The 15,165-nt window shown below is 35.8% G+C and carries 14 protein-coding genes and 1 rRNA gene; 8 read left to right on the top strand and 7 right to left on the bottom strand.

All coding sequences use genetic code 11. The features are described from left to right. Positions 1 to 206: 206 nt before the first annotated feature. From rrf to C3V44_RS02840, 4 genes are all read left to right on the top strand, one after another. A 5S ribosomal RNA gene (rrf, locus tag C3V44_RS02855) occupies positions 207 to 317 on the top strand. Positions 318 to 888: 571 nt separating this feature from the next. Then, entirely contained in the window at positions 889 to 1,725 is an 837-nt protein-coding gene (locus C3V44_RS02850) for a tetratricopeptide repeat protein (protein WP_106095455.1), read from the top strand. Between the two features lie 53 nt (positions 1,726 to 1,778). Then, entirely contained in the window at positions 1,779 to 2,486 is a 708-nt protein-coding gene (locus tag C3V44_RS02845) for a DUF805 domain-containing protein (protein WP_254425456.1), read from the top strand. Positions 2,487 to 2,549: 63 nt separating this feature from the next. After that, positions 2,550 to 3,206: a hypothetical protein gene (locus C3V44_RS02840; RefSeq protein WP_106095454.1), complete on the top strand. Its 657-nt coding sequence runs from the start codon at positions 2,550 to 2,552 to the stop codon at positions 3,204 to 3,206. 17 nt (positions 3,207 to 3,223) lie between these two features. Here the strand turns inward: C3V44_RS02840 and C3V44_RS02835 are convergent, their stop codons facing one another. The 6 genes from C3V44_RS02835 to C3V44_RS02810 all read right to left on the bottom strand — a co-directional run bounded on the left by C3V44_RS02835 (position 3,224) and on the right by C3V44_RS02810 (position 10,811). Then, positions 3,224 to 4,171 (bottom strand): DUF4421 family protein, encoded by a 948-nt coding sequence (locus C3V44_RS02835; protein ID WP_106095453.1) that lies wholly within the window; start codon positions 4,169 to 4,171, stop codon positions 3,224 to 3,226. Between the two features lie 100 nt (positions 4,172 to 4,271). Continuing rightward, positions 4,272 to 5,663 carry a decarboxylase gene (locus C3V44_RS02830; protein WP_009422080.1) on the bottom strand — a complete coding sequence of 464 codons (1,392 nt, stop codon included), beginning with the start codon at positions 5,661 to 5,663 and terminating at the stop codon, positions 4,272 to 4,274. A 432-nt stretch (positions 5,664 to 6,095) separates the two neighbouring features. Continuing rightward, entirely contained in the window at positions 6,096 to 6,551 is a 456-nt protein-coding gene (locus C3V44_RS02825) for a DUF1569 domain-containing protein (RefSeq protein WP_106095452.1), read from the bottom strand. An 89-nt stretch (positions 6,552 to 6,640) separates the two neighbouring features. Next, on the bottom strand, positions 6,641 to 7,846 hold the full coding sequence (locus C3V44_RS02820; RefSeq protein WP_009420288.1) for an acetate/propionate family kinase: 1,206 nt from the start codon (positions 7,844 to 7,846) through the stop codon (positions 6,641 to 6,643). A gap of 61 nt (positions 7,847 to 7,907) precedes the next feature. Then, positions 7,908 to 9,983: a phosphate acetyltransferase gene (pta, locus tag C3V44_RS02815; protein ID WP_106095451.1), complete on the bottom strand. Its 2,076-nt coding sequence runs from the start codon at positions 9,981 to 9,983 to the stop codon at positions 7,908 to 7,910. A gap of 111 nt (positions 9,984 to 10,094) precedes the next feature. After that, positions 10,095 to 10,811, bottom strand: coding sequence for a hypothetical protein (locus C3V44_RS02810; RefSeq protein ID WP_106095450.1), 717 nt, complete (start codon positions 10,809 to 10,811; stop codon positions 10,095 to 10,097). Positions 10,812 to 11,281: 470 nt separating this feature from the next. Here C3V44_RS02810 and C3V44_RS02805 point away from each other — a divergent pair, with 470 nt between their 5' ends. After that, on the top strand, positions 11,282 to 12,256 hold the full coding sequence (locus C3V44_RS02805) for a deoxyhypusine synthase family protein (protein WP_002671829.1): 975 nt from the start codon (positions 11,282 to 11,284) through the stop codon (positions 12,254 to 12,256). 106 nt (positions 12,257 to 12,362) lie between these two features. On the opposite strand, the gene C3V44_RS02800 is transcribed toward C3V44_RS02805, so the two are convergent. After that, positions 12,363 to 12,884: a hypothetical protein gene (locus tag C3V44_RS02800; RefSeq protein WP_106095449.1), complete on the bottom strand. Its 522-nt coding sequence runs from the start codon at positions 12,882 to 12,884 to the stop codon at positions 12,363 to 12,365. Positions 12,885 to 12,984: 100 nt separating this feature from the next. On the opposite strand from C3V44_RS02800, the gene C3V44_RS02795 reads away from it, so the two are divergent. Genes C3V44_RS02795 through C3V44_RS02785 form a run of 3 tightly spaced genes read left to right on the top strand, consistent with a single transcriptional unit; the run spans position 12,985 to position 15,123 of the window. Then, positions 12,985 to 13,584: a SprT-like domain-containing protein gene (locus tag C3V44_RS02795; RefSeq protein WP_002676771.1), complete on the top strand. Its 600-nt coding sequence runs from the start codon at positions 12,985 to 12,987 to the stop codon at positions 13,582 to 13,584. A 28-nt stretch (positions 13,585 to 13,612) separates the two neighbouring features. Further along, complete coding sequence (locus C3V44_RS02790) at positions 13,613 to 14,686, top strand: mannose-1-phosphate guanylyltransferase (protein ID WP_002671844.1); 1,074 nt, start codon at positions 13,613 to 13,615, stop codon at positions 14,684 to 14,686. Further along, positions 14,671 to 15,123, top strand: coding sequence for a retropepsin-like aspartic protease (locus tag C3V44_RS02785; RefSeq protein ID WP_009418247.1), 453 nt, complete (start codon positions 14,671 to 14,673; stop codon positions 15,121 to 15,123). Before C3V44_RS02790 ends, C3V44_RS02785 begins: the two co-directional genes overlap by 16 nt. Positions 15,124 to 15,165: the final 42 nt, after the last annotated feature.

Genomic DNA, 15,165 nt, shown 5'->3' with positions numbered 1-15,165 from the left:
AAGAGTTAAGAGATAAGAGATAAGAAAGTGTAATACTACTTATGTTTTATCAATTATCAATCTCTTAAGAAGTTGTTAGTTAAAAATATGTTTTTTATCCCTATATGTTAAAAATATAATTAGGAATAGGTATTTAAGTTAAGATACAAAAAGTAGTTTAAAAAAAGCTCTTATCTTTTACCTCTTACCTCTTACCTAAAACGATTTAAGGTGGTTATAGTCAAAGGTCTCACCTCTTACCATTCCGAACAGAGCAGTTAAACCTTTTAGCGCAGATGGTACTACACTTGTTGTGGGAGAGTATGTCGCCGCCTTCTTATAAAGAGCAATTCTTTATCAGAATTGCTCTTTTTTTGTTGTTTGAAGTTGTGGGACTGTTTGGAAGGGGGAAGGACGAGTTGGAGAAAGTAGGAGAATTAACAAGCTGTATATTGCAAAAAAGCTTAGCTTATATGAACCTTATATGAATTTTGAACAATTGTTATACAAAGAATATGTAAAAAGTTAAGAGTGAAAAGTTTTTGATTGAGTAGGGAAAGAAAGCTTGTGAGGTAGGTAATATACTTGAAAATCAGGGTCTATTCGAAGGAAGAGCGAAGCTAAGACGAAGGAAAGACGAACAATGAACGAAGGAAAGACGAACTTAAGACGAAGAATGAGTGAGTATTTAATAAAGATAAAATATACTAAAAAGATTCCTTTATTTTATATGTTATGTTTTTGTAATATATATACATTAGCTATTTTCAAATTAATAGTGAAAGAGGTGTGTAAGAAATAATCAAAAAAAACTTGTTTTGTATAAAATAATGTTTTATCTTTGCCATCGAATATAATATAAAACTGACTACTTCATTACATTATTATTAACTTTTAATTCGCTGACATATGAATATAATATTCAACTCAAAAGTATTAAAAAAACTGAATAAACTTTTCTTTAAAGTTTTGTTTGTATACTTGCTATTTTTATTTGGTATGAGTTATGCTCAACGAGAAGATTTTAAGACTTTGATAGAGAAGGCCACAAAGGGTGATATGGAAGCTCAAGTGCGTTTGGCAACTAATTATGAAAAAGGTATTGGAGTACCTCAGTCTTTTCCTAAAGCTGTTGCTTGGTATGAAAAAGCAGCAGAACAGGGTGATGTAAAATCACAGACGAAATTAGGACTTTGTTATTACTATCGGAAAGGAGTTGTACAGTCTTATGAAAAAGCAGCTTATTGGTTTCAAAAAGCAGCTGAACAGGGGTATGCTGAGGCTCAATCGAAATTAGGTGTGTGCTATCACAAAGGGCAAGGAGTAAAGCAATCGGATGAGCAAGCTGTATTGTGGTTTCAGAAAGCAGCTGATCAAGATTTTGCAGAGGCACAGAGTTTTTTAGGATATTGTTACTACAAAGGTTTAGGAGTGGCACAATCAGATAGTGATGCGGTACTTTGGTATGAGAAAGCTGCTAATCAAGGTGATGTTGAGGCACAACGCAATTTAGGTTCTTATTATTTCAAGGGGCAGGGAATACCTCAGTCGTATACTAAGGCTATCTTTTGGTTTGAAAAAGCAGCTAACCAAGGAGACAAGGAAGCTCAAACTATTTTAGGATTTTGCTATTATGCCGGTACTGGTGTGGATAAATCACAAAAAAGGGCTATTTACTGGTTTGAGAAGGGGTGTAGGAATAATAGTCCTAAAGCTTGTGAGTATTTAAATGCTATTCAGCAATAATAACTATAAAGTTAGGAATAAGAAAGATAAGGTAATTATAAAATTAGTGATATATGTTTAAGAATATCTTTCTTTTTGAAGGACGTATTAGGCGTACAGAGTTTGGACTATCTATTATTATAGGTTATTTTGCTCTTATATTTTTGGGTGTAATAGATGCCGTAGTAACTTTAGGAATAGTAATAAAGTTTTTATTCTTTACATTATTGTTTTGGTTTATTTTAACTCAATCAGTGAAACGTTCACACGACTTGGGGCAAAGCGGCTGGTATGTGCTTTTACCTTTCTATAATCCTTTCTTTTTACTTTTTTCAGAAGGTGTATTGGGAAAAAATGAATACGGAGAAGATCCTAAAAAGAGAGTAAATTTTTTCAATGCATCAACCTTTTCTTCATCTATTTTACAACCGCCTTTAGTTAGAGCATATCAACCCATAGCTGAACATACTTCTGAGGATAGCACTTCTCATAGGTATGATTTTGTAGTTACAAAAGATGATACTATTCTGAAGAAATGGCTTGATACTGAGGTAGAGTCTATCAATATGTCTGCTGACCCAATACTTAATAAAGTGAGTTCTATAGGAAGAGATGTATTTTATGGTTGCAATAAGCTCATTTATATTATTTTTCCAGAACATCTTAACTTTTTTATTAGTGATTTTGCTCTTGACGATTGTGAGCATTTGCGTTCAGTGACTTTTCCCAGTAAATGTTTACATATATTGGAAGTTATTTGGCATATAATGATGAGAAATTGAGAGCTATTTATGTGCCTATTGAATTTGTAGAAAAATATAGGATAGCTAGAGCTTGGAATAAATATGCAGATATTATTCAAGGACATTAATCAAACAACAATAAAGATTATGAAACGAGTTTTATTATATTTATGTATATTTTACTTTTGGGAAGTAGACGCACAAAAGACAAGAGAGATTTATAAGGACTTAGATTCATTATATTTGTTAATTCAAACAGAGTACGATTTAATTACCAAAGATTATGAAGAACACATTGCTGAGTTCGACTTCAATAGAGTGATGAGAATAAGAGAACAAATAGCTTATTATCTCTCTCATATTGATAAAAGGGCGGCAGATTTAAGTGGGATAAAATTATTGAGTGATTCATTGAAATCATATCCTGATACTCAAGAAATATTTTTAAGTATCCGCTCTCAAAAAGCAAAACAACATCAGTTAACTACTTTGAAGCAGGCTTTTGACGGATTACAATTTGAAAAGGTATTAAACTTAGTAGCAATATATAGTGAAAATGGTTATATACCTTCTTATGAATTGGCGTATTATAAGGTTATGTCAGAATATAGATTGTTTTTAAAATCTTCTAATAATAAACAAGAGAAAGAAGCACTAATACAACATTTAACTACTTATCAAAAGGAATATTTAGGTAAGAGTAAAATCTATGACAGAGTGATAGATGATACTATAAAAAATGTGAAAAGAAGAAGATAATCTTCTACTCTTAAATTTTACATTCCTAAATAACGAGTTACTTTGTTACTGCGACGAGTAAAGAATTTGATTTGTTTTATGTATGTAAGTTTAAAATTCGCAGTATTAATGCCCAGTAAATCAACATCTTTAAAGTACAAATTCTTGTTGTTGTAAAGAATTGAAAAGGCAAGTGACCAGTCTTTTTGTGTATAAGATAATGAAGTATTAAGCCTAAAGTTTACGTACTGATTAAACTTCATTTTGCTTAGTGGATTAACTTCACCTCCAAAATAGAATCCCATACCCGCTAAAGCTGTAAAGGTAAGGCGAGGCAATATTTCGATACCTCCCGAAACGCCTCCACTGAAGCCTCCTTGTATATGTCTAAAAGTATCCTCATCAAGTGAAATAGCAGGAATTGCTACTTTGTGATAATAGATTCCAGCTCCTGCGTACCAACTGAAAGTAGGTCGCAAAGGGTCTCCATCGGGGTTGAAAATATTCTTTACTGAAAAGTTTTTCAAGTTGAAGAAATATAACATTTCAGAACCTATTTGTTGTATACGAGTATCTGCCAATATCTGAATATTATTCTTGCCTTCTTCATAGTAAAAACCCTTATAACTTTGATAATAGAAATCAAGTAAAATCTTTTGACTTACAAATGAATGTAACTGAAAATCAAAATATCTTGTTTTCCCGTATTTACTCTCATTGCGCAAAGGGGCAACGCTCTGAGCATAATCAAGGTTAATATAAGTATTGTGGATACCAAATCCTAACCCAACCGTAAGTGGGTAGTTGGGCAATAACGACTTATTTTTCAAAGTAGGATTTAATGGTTCATCTTCTATATCTATTGATAGATAATTGATACTTAAAGAAGGTTTTATCCACATTTTATAGTAATGCTTCTTAGTGGAAGTGGTATCTTGTGCCCATAAAGTAGTGATTGATAAGAAAAATAATATTATGTATTTCATTTTGTTAGATATTAGATTTTAAGAATTAGGAATTAAATGTTTAGGTATTATTAGAAATACTTTGTCAAAGTCGTAAGACTTTGCAAAGTATATGCTGCATTTAGTATCCTAAAATCTTTAGCATTTCGTCAGCTTTTTGTTGTTCCATAAAGAGACGAGAGGTAAGGTTACCATTTTTATCTTTATCAATAAGTACAATTTTAGGTTGTGGAATCAAACAGTGTTGTAAGCCTCCTACTCCTCCAATACTATCCTGATAAGCCCCTGTGTTGAAGAAACCTATATACAGTGGCTTATTTTTGTTGTATTTTGGTAAATAGATAGCGTTCATATTCTGTTCGCTGTTGTAATAATCGTCACCATCACAAGTGAGTCCACCGAGCAATACGCGTTCGTATTCATCGTTCCAACGGTTAATAGGCAATAGTACAAAACGCTTGTTGATAGCCCAAGAGTCAGGTAAGGTAGTAATGAAAGAGGAGTTTATCATATCCCATTTTTCACGATCGTTTTGTTGCTTTTGATACATTATCTCATAAATAGCCCCCCCAGCTTCACCTACTGTAAAACTACCAAATTCAGTAAAGATATTCGGTACAGGCACTTTTTCTTGGTCACAAGTGATTTTTATCTGACGTATGATCTCGTCTACCATATAAGCATAATCGAATTCAAAAGCCAACGAGCTCTTGATAGGAAAACCACCGCCTATATTAAGGCTGTCGAGTTCAGGCGCAACCTTTTTGAGTTGGATATACACACGCAAACACTTGAGGAGCTCATTCCAATAGTAGGCATTGTCTTTAATCCCCGTATTGATAAAAAAGTGCAACATTTTGAGTTGTACTTTAGGGTTGTCCTTAATCTCACGGTTGTAGAAAGGAACAATGTTTTTATAACCAATTCCTAAACGACTGGTATAAAATTCTGAACGAGGGTCTTCTTCAGAAGCAATACGAATACCTATACTGTATGAACCTTTTATTTTTTCTTCAAATAAATTAATTTCCTCATAGTTATCAATGATAGGAATACAGTTGTGGTAGCCACGATTGATAAGGTCAGCTATGCCATCGATATAAGCATCGCGCTTGAAACCGTTGCATAGAATGTGAGTCTCTTTACTAATAAGTCCGTCATTGATAAGATTATTGATGATATTGATATCAAAAGCTGAAGAGGTTTCCATATGAATATCGTTCTTCAATGCTTCTACCATTACGTGTTTGAAATGCGAACTTTTAGTGCAATAACAATAGTTGTATGCTCCTTTGTACTTGTGCTTCTTGATAGCCTTTTCAAACCATCTTTTGGCGCGCTGAATATTCTCGGATATTTTCGGAAGATACATAAATTTAAGCGGTGCTCCATACTTGCGTACGAGCTCCATTAAATCGATATTGTGAAAGCGAAGTTCATCGCCATCTAAGGTAAATTCGTCTTGTGGGAAGTAATAGGTTTGGTCAATTAGGTCGATATATTTATTTTTCATTTGTACAGTGTAACTTAAATAATGAGTAATTTTTTAGTAAAAAAATATTCAGATAACATCTTGGCTATCTATCCATATTACCTAATTACACCTGATTCAAATACGAAGCGGTGAAAGGCTCTTTGCCTTAAACTTAATTTGCAAGGAATGAGTACGTGCAGAGTGAAAATAACTTAAAAATAAGATGTTCATTTTCAGCAACCAAAGGTTTTTAGTAATTAAATTATTTTATAGTTCAGTGATAGTGTATCATTACTTATCAGAATGCAAAAGTAATTATTATTTTTAAATTACAAATACATTCGATGGAAAAAAGTATTGCTATAACTTCTTCCTCAAAAACCAATTCCTATTTTTCTACCTTATGTTATATATTCTTCATTAGTATAAAAAACATATTTTGGCATAATTTGAGTTTCTATATAATTGATTTTATACTCCAAACTGTCTCAAGTGGTGGTCGAAGTGTTTCCATTGAAGAATACCCCATTCGTCAGGAGAGAGTTTCCCAAAAAAAGAATGTGGGTGAGTGCTACATTTTTCTTTTCCGTTGGTGTAGAAAAGGGTGATGAGCTCTTTAGTTTTTTGCTTTTCCTTGTCAAAATCATCAATAGAAATATTGGTAACAACATACATTTTATCGGTTGGAGCGTTTTTTGCCATTGGTTGGTCGTTTAGAAACTTTTTCTTCATCAATTTTCCTATGATTCTACCAATGAACATTCTCTTCGGAAAGTTCTTACCTAAGGGTGTTTCTATAGAGGCGTTCAAATGAGCTAACATCTGTACAATGTTCATTTTTCCCCATTGACGCTCAGCATCTACTTTTAAATTTTCTAAACGATGTAGTATTTCGTTTTTATCGACTTCGTTATATAAGTTTTTCATTACTGAAAGTTGTTTTAAAAAACTTTGCCAAAGATACGAATTGCCTATGCGACTCGTTCCTTTGGCAAAGTGTATAGTCTAATAATTTGTTATTTTACCAAATCTACTATCTCATTTACTATTTGCAATTCTTCATTAGTAGGGATGATAAGTATCTTCACGCGGCTATCAGCAGCTTGAATCTCTACGGGTTTAGTAGGATGATTGAGCTCTTCGTTTTTCTTCTCATCGAGCTTGATACCAAAGAAATCTAAGTGCTTACAAGCAAATGAACGTGTAAGAGCATCGTTTTCGCCCAAACCTGCGGTAAATACAATGCTATCCAAACCATTAAGTGCTGCTGTATAAGCTCCTATAAACTTCTGAATGCGGTAGCCGTACATCTCGTAGCAAAGGGCTGCGTTGGCATCACCTGAACGATATAGAGCTGCCACATCGCGAGCGTCAGAGTGTCCTGTGAGCCCAAGCATACCACTCTTCTTGTTAAAGAGTGTTTTCACTTCTTCATAACTCATACCCAGTTCTTGCCCCAAAAAGAAAACTACTGAGGCATCTATCTGCCCGGTGCGCGTTCCCATAATAAGTCCATCGAGTGGTGTAAGTCCCATTGAAGTGTCTACACATTGTCCTTTTTCGTTTACAGCAGCCATACTCGCCCCATTGCCCAAGTGAATGGTAATGTTCTTGATATGTTGATTATTAAGGTGTTTACGAGCCTGTGCATCTACATACTTATGACTAGTGCCGTGGAATCCATAAGCGCGCAATCCGTATTTTTCATAGTATTCATTAGGAATGGCATAGCGGAAGGCTTTAGCAGGCATTGTTTGGTGGAAAGCAGTGTCAAAAACGGCTACGTGAGTAGCTTTATTAAAGAGTTTTTGTGCTACGCGTATCCCTTCTAAATGTCCTGGGTTGTGCAAAGGTGATAGCGGAATGAGGCGTTTGATTTCGGCTACTACCTCATCAGTAATTACAGTAGGTTGTACAAACTTCTCACCTCCGTGTACTACGCGGTGTCCTACCCCTTTAATATCGCTAGGGTTGTGGATAACGCCCACTTCAGGGTCTGTGAGAAGTTCAGCTACCAAATTCATACCCACTTCGTGAGTAGGAATAGGTTGTTCTTTCTTCACTTCTATCTCTTTGCCGTTTTTTACAGCCACATATTTCACGTAGCTACCGTCAATATTGATGCGGTCTACAATTCCTTTTACTTTCGATTCTCCTGTTTTAGAGTCGATAAGCTGATATTTGAGAGATGAACTCCCTGAATTAATGATTAATATTTCCATTTTAGTCTTTTGTTATTAGTCGTTAGTTTTCCCCTTCTTTGGAGAGGGGGTAGGGAGGATACTAAAACTCTGATTGTATCGCAGTGATAAGTACAGTGTTGTAAATATCAGGGATAAGAGCCCCACGACTGAGGTCGTTTACGGGTTTCTTTAATCCTTGTAGCATAGGCCCTATGGCTAAACCTCCTGTTTCACGTTGCACCGCCTTATAGGTGTTGTTACCGGTGTTAAGGTCAGGGAAAATAAGCACATTGGCTTGTCCTGCCACAGGTGAATTTGGCATCTTTTGTTTCCCTACTTTTGGGTCTACCGCAGCGTCATATTGTATAGGCCCTTCTACGAGTAACTCTGGGCGACGCTCTTTTACAAGTGCTGTTGCTTCACGCACTTTGTCTACGTCGGCACCACTACCTGAGTCTCCAGAAGAGTAGGAGAGGAGTGCTACCTTAGGTTCAATACCAAAAGCAATAGCTGAATCGGCAGAGCTAATAGCTATATCGGCTAATTGTTCAGCAGTAGGGTTAGGCACTACGGCGCAGTCACCATATACTAGTACGCGGTCGTGCAAAAGCATAAAGAATACAGAGGAAACGGTGTTTACCCCTGGTTTGGTTTTTACAAATTGCAAAGACGGACGGATAGTGTGGGCAGTAGTATTTACAGCCCCTGATACCATACCATCAGCATCGCCTAAGAATACCATCATTGTACCGAAATAAGACGAATCGAGCATTAAGTCTTTGGCTTGCGAAAGCTCCAATCCTTTGCTCTTGCGCAATTCGTATAGTTTTTCAGCATAAGCTTCATATTTATCACTTTCAGCGGGATTGATAATACTGATACGTTCTTCATTCCATTTCAAGCCCAAAATGTTCTTAGCTCGTGTTTTAATCGCTTCGGGCTCTCCCAAGATAGTGAGGTAAACGAGTTCGTCCTCTGCCAATTGAGAAGCCGCAGTAAGAATACGGTCGTCAGTACCTTCTGGTAACACAATGCGTTTTTGTCCTGCACGTGCTTTTTGTACCATATTGTATTGAAACATACGAGGGGTAATAGTTTCCGATTTGAAAGAGGCTATACTGCTGTTGAGTTTCGCAGCATCTACATTTTCATCAAATAGTTGAAGAAGCATTTTTACCTTTTCAGTATTTTCAGGATAGATGCTTGATTTTGTATTCCCAATGATATTAGCAGTTTCAAAAGTATCTGTTTTAGCTATCATTATAGGAATGTTCTTTTGGATACCATCTAAAATCTTACTCATTGAAGGGTCAGGGGTTAAGTCGCCGTATAGTACTACCCCTTTGATATTAGAGAAATTAGAATAGTTAGCCATCAAAGAACCTGCTATGAGGTCAATACGGTCGGTAGGGAGTACAGCCAAAGTATCTTCGTTTAGTTTGGCTAAATAGTTAGAAAGTTGCATAGCTCCCACAATGGTACGTTTGGTGGTAACGTCTATATTGTCGCCTTTGTAAAGAAATTCAACGTTGAGTGCATTGGCTATCTCGCGGATAGTAGGGCGTGAAAGCTCTTCTTTACGCGGAATCAAAGTGAAGGTTATATCTTTAAAACGTTGTTCTAATTTGCTGAGCGTATCAGCAGTGGCATTAGTAGCCTTGTTTACAAATACGCTAAGTACGCGCAAATCTTTTTCCAAGAAGTTGTTAAGATCTGCCTGTACTTGGTTCACCAATTCATCTTCTGATGAAAAGTTGTCTTTAAGCACTATCAAAGCAGGAATGTTGAGACTTTGTGCTACCGAAGCGTTGAAGTTTGTGTCGAAATAGCTATCGTCTATAGTACTTGAACTATCCACTAAAACAAAGTCGAATTTGCTTTCTAAGGCTTTGTATTTTTTGATGATAGTGTCGTATACTTCTCCTATATTACCTTCGTTTTTAAGAGCGATAACCTCCTGACGTGTGTAAGCATAGGCTTCATCGTAATTCATATCGAGCTGAAAGTGCTCCAAGACGGTCTCGATGAAAGTGTCTTTTTTAGATTTACTTTCTACAATAGGTCTAAAATAACCTACCTTAGCAGTGTTGCGCATAATCATTTGCAACACACCCAAACTCACCACCGACTTACCGCTGTGTGCATTGGTAGCGATGATATAAACAGATTTATTCATTTTTTTATTTACTTTTTAGTGTTTATATATTAAGTTGCAAAGGTAACAATATAATTTAAGAAAGCAACATAAAAAAGATATTTTTATTTTTAATACCTCAATAATCAATATCTATTCTTCTTTATACTCCTTGCCGTTATATTTCAAGAATACAGTTTTAGTGCTTTTTTCCACTACTTTATCATCGCAATTTTTATCTGTAGCCTTTTTAATAAAAGTCTGTTTATCCTTAATGTTGAAATAGCCATTTGTTTTTTTACTATCCATTATAAACATAGAATTACTCTCATCTGACCAACTTCCTTCACAGTTATAGTTCCATTCCCCGTTATATGTACTTAATTGATATTGATGCAGTATTTTTTTAAGAGAAGTGTTTTCTGGTAAAAACAAACTAAATGTTTCTTCAGAATAAGGATTTACTTTGCTACCATTTTTATAGAAAGCCCGAATGCCAAAAGCACGTATTCCTTCGGTAAGTATAAACTTAGCCGTATCAATAGAAAGCTCTTGTAATTCAACAGCATCCGAATAATACTCATCAACTCCCTTATACGACTGTGTTATTCGTTGTTGTAAGAAGTCATACACCACCACATAAAGGTCAAATATTGCCTCGTTTTCATCGTTCCCTTTTCTTATAGGAAATACCATTACCAATTTATGAGTGTCGTAAGGCAATACCTTTTCGGTATACAAGTCTTTATCAATCTTGTTTTTAGGAATTCCCAAAGTCTTGATAACTTGATTGTAAGCTTGTGCGTTCTCTTGAGCTTTCACCACATAAGAGCAAAATAATAAAGTAAAGATAAAAAGTAGTCGTTTCATCGTTCTTATAAGAATATCAGTTGAAAGCACAAAGATAAGGAATTTTTTAATAATTAATCAAACAAGAAAGTTTCTGTACCTCACATCTCTTTATTTGGCTCCTTCTTGTCCGTGTATCTTAGCTCGTTACTCCTTTGTTTTTCTTTCGTTTTATTGCCCTCAAAATTACCTTTTTTCTTCACTCTTAACCTCTTATTATCAACTATTTACATACCCTTTCTATACCAATCGTCCAAGATTCGTATAAGCTTCCTATAAGCTCCCTATAAGCTAAGTATAAGATTTTTTCTTCCAAAAGAACATTTCCTTGTTATTTATAATTTCGTTTTCTTTTCTTATTTCTTATGCCTGATTTTGCCCTATACTATTAAGCTCGTTTTCATCATTATAATATTTTTGTGCGTGATAATTTGTCAGTAAATTTAAATGTATTATCTTTGCACCAACAATTTAGATTTTAAAGTAAAGAAATGAGTAAAGGACCTATTTCTCAATTTATCGAGAAAAACTTTTTACACTTTAATGCAGCAGCTTTAGTTGATGCTGCCAAAGGATATGAAACCCATATCACTGAAGGCGGAAAAATGCTCGTAGCACTTGCTGGAGCAATGAGTACGGCAGAATTAGGCATTTCGCTTGCCGAGATGATTCGCGCAGGAAAAATAGATATTATCTCTTGTACAGGGGCGAACCTCGAAGAAGATGTGATGAATCTTGTAGCGCACTCTCATTACAAGCGTGTTCCTCATTACCGCGACCTCACTCCTGAGCAAGAAAGAGAACTCCTCGACGGTCATTACAACCGTGTAACCGACACTTGTATTCCTGAGGAAGAAGCTTTCCGTCGTTTACAAAAACACTTAGAAGATGTATGGCACGCAGCCGAAAGTAAAGGTGAACGCTATTTCCCTCACGAATATCTATATCAAGTAGTGAAATCGGGGGTATTGGAGCAATATTATGAAATCGACCCTAAAAACTCTTGGATATTGGCAGCAGCCGAAAAGAACTTGCCTATCGTATGTCCAGGTTGGGAAGATTCAACCACTGGTAATATTTTTGCAGCCAATGTAATCAAAGGGAATTTAAAAGCCTCTACTGTGAAAACAGGTATCGAGTATATGATTTATCTCACCGAATGGTATCGTGCCAATTCAGCGGGTAAAGGCGTAGGTTTCTTCCAAATAGGAGGCGGTATTGCGGGTGATTTCCCTATCTGCGTGGTACCTATGATGTATCAAGATTTGGAATGGGAAGGCGTACCTTTCTGGTCGTATTTCTGTCAGATTTCCGATTCTACCACCAGCTACGGTTCTTATTCAGGAGCAGTGCCTAATGAGAAGATTACTTGGGGTAAATTAGATATTGACACCCCTAAATTTATAGTAGAATCCGATGCTACCATTGTAGCACCTCTTATTTTTGCTTATCTTTTAGGTAAGTAATTTCAACTAAAAGGTAAAAGGGAACAAGTATAGTGGCACTTGTTCCCTTTTACCTTTTACTCACATATCCAGTTGTGAGCCCTCGCTGGCTTTACCTTATTATCTTTTACCTTATATAGAACCCTTCTTTTCCTTGTTCTTTTCTTATAAAAATATAGCCTTGGGAGTAAACGTCTATATACACCGTAACCCTTTCATTAGCAGTAAGAGCTTGCCATAGAGAGGCTTTTTCTTTTTGGTAAATATTGTTGATGATAAGAATACTATCGTTGTGCATATAATTTAAATAAATACTTAAATCTTCTTTTGGGTAATTGATAAAAAGCAAGTCGTATGTAACAGAAGGTTGCAACTGAAGGCTAATGTTACAGGTTTCTTTTAAAGCAGTTATAGTATTTAGCATATCTTCATCAGTGAAAATGGTTTTTACCTCTAAATAACGAATAATCTTCAATAATAACACCAATTGTCTTTTGGATAGGGTAGGAGGAAAACCCCTGATTTCTTGACGATTTACTAATTGTTTATTGTACAAGCAACGAGTTACAAAGTTGTAGACAAAAGGTGAGTGCACCCCGTGCTCATTGGTAGATTTTAAAAGGAATTTTAAATAACTCTTAAATTGCATCTTTTCTTTTCTTCAAACAAACACGGCAAAGGTAGAGAAAATTAGTAAATTGGCAAATTTTATTTGTGGGTATAAAATATTATTTGTACATTTGCAGGCTATGAGAGAAATTCTTGTTAAATATTTACCTGATAACGCAGTAACACCTTGTTTCGAACTGATAAAAGTAAACAACATCTATTTGAGAATTGTAAACGAACGAAAAACAAGGCACGGCGACTATCGGCAACTTCCTAACGGGCAACATCTCATCACAATGAATGCTACTGCTAATAAGTATCGTTTCTTGATAACTTTTATTCACGAAGTGGCTCATCTGGTAGCTTTTGAACGCTTTGGACGGCTTATCAAACCTCACGGTAACGAATGGAAATACACTTTCCAACAACTGATGAAACCTTTTATCATTCCTGAGATATTTCCTCAGCAATTATTAGGGGTATTACAACGGCACTTTCTCAACCCTATGTCTACTAGTGATGTAGACCCCGCATTGACAATCGCCCTAAAACAGTTTGATATCAATGAAAATATGAGCTTTATTTATGAGATTCCTTTAGGTAGTACGTTTCGTATCAAAGACGGACGCGTATTTCGCAAAGGACAACGCCGTGTGAAATGTTATGATTGTGTGGAACTCGGCTCAGGCAAGAAGTATATCTTTCAACCTCACGCCGAAGTAGAGCTCATAAAGGCTTAAAAACTTGAATTAAAATATTACAAATATTATGGTGAACAATTATTATGCAGTGATTATGGCAGGAGGCATAGGTTCGCGCTTTTGGCCTGTAAGTACAACTGAATATCCTAAACAATTTCACGATATGCTCGGTACAGGGCAAACGCTTTTACAGCGCACTTATTCTCGCTTGCAGAAGTTTATTCCGCAAGAGAACATTCTTATTCTTACTAACGAACGTTACAAAGAGATTGTAGAGGAACAAATTCCTAATATATTGCCTAAAAACTTGGTATTAGAGCCCTGTATGCGCAATACAGCTCCGTGTATACTCTATGCCGCAATGAAAGTGAACAAACGCAACCCCAATGGCGTAATGATAGTAGCCCCCAGCGATGCGTGGATTGAAGATGAAAAAGCTTTTATGCACAATGTGATTACTTGTTTTAATGCTGCACAGAAAGCCGACAATATCCTCACTTTGGGTATAGTACCTACTTTCCCTAACACTGGTTATGGTTACATTCAGTATGACAAAGACGATAATACTAATATCAAAAAAGTAAATCAGTTCCGTGAAAAACCTGATTACGATACCGCCAAAGAGTTTTTAAAACAAGGTAATTTTTTGTGGAATGCAGGTATCTTTATATGGAGTACACAAACGGTACTTACTGCCTATAAAACCTATCAACCGGTGATGTATGAACTCTTTGAGAAAGGTAAAGCTACTTATAATACTGAAAACGAAGTCGATTTTATAGCCAAAGCCTATCCGAAAGCTGAAAATATATCGGTAGATTACGCTATTTTAGAGCCGTCTACTAACATTTATGTACTGCCCGCTAATTTCGATTGGAACGACTTAGGTTCTTGGGGCTCTCTACACGACAAGACCCCTAAGGATAGTGCCCAAAATGCCGTAATTAATGCAAGAGTATTACTCAAAGATGCCGAAAATAATATTATCCGCACCGAAGGTGATAAATGTGTGGTAATAGATGGGCTCAAGAACTACATAGTGGTAGATAGAGACGATGTATTGTTGATTTATCCCAAAGCAAAAGAGCAAAACATTAAAGAGATAGTAAACGAAGTAAAGAATAAATGGGGATTACATTAAAGAAGTTACTCACCGAGAAGGGATACACCTCTGTTCCTCTTGAATTTACGCTTACCAAACACTTTGTTCTACAAGCTAAAATCAATGGAGTAGAAGGACGTTTTATTTTGGATACGGGGGCTTCTAACACCTGTGTAGGAGTAGAGTGGATAACTTATTTTAATCTGCAAGCCGAAGCCTCCGAAATAAAAGCAGCAGGAGCAGGAGCAAGTGGTATGGAAACACAAGTTGCTGCAAAAAATCACTTAGAGATAGGAGGAATGAGTATGCACAAACTTCCTTTAGTGCTTTTTGATTTAACTCACGTAAACGAAGCATTAGCAGAGTTTCAAACACCTCCTGTTCACGGTATTATAGGAGCTGAAGTACTCCAAAAGAGAAAAGCTGTGATAGATTATGCAAAGAAAAGGTTGTATCTCTATTGGGCTCCTAAATAGCAAAATGTATTACCTCTTGTTGTAGGTTCATATTTTTTTCGT

This window comes from Capnocytophaga sp. oral taxon 864 (assembly GCF_002998835.1).
In the GTDB taxonomy this organism is placed as follows: domain Bacteria; phylum Bacteroidota; class Bacteroidia; order Flavobacteriales; family Flavobacteriaceae; genus Capnocytophaga; species Capnocytophaga ochracea.
The sequence above is the reverse complement of the archived record's forward strand: the minus strand, read 5'-3'. Positions and strand labels throughout refer to the sequence as shown.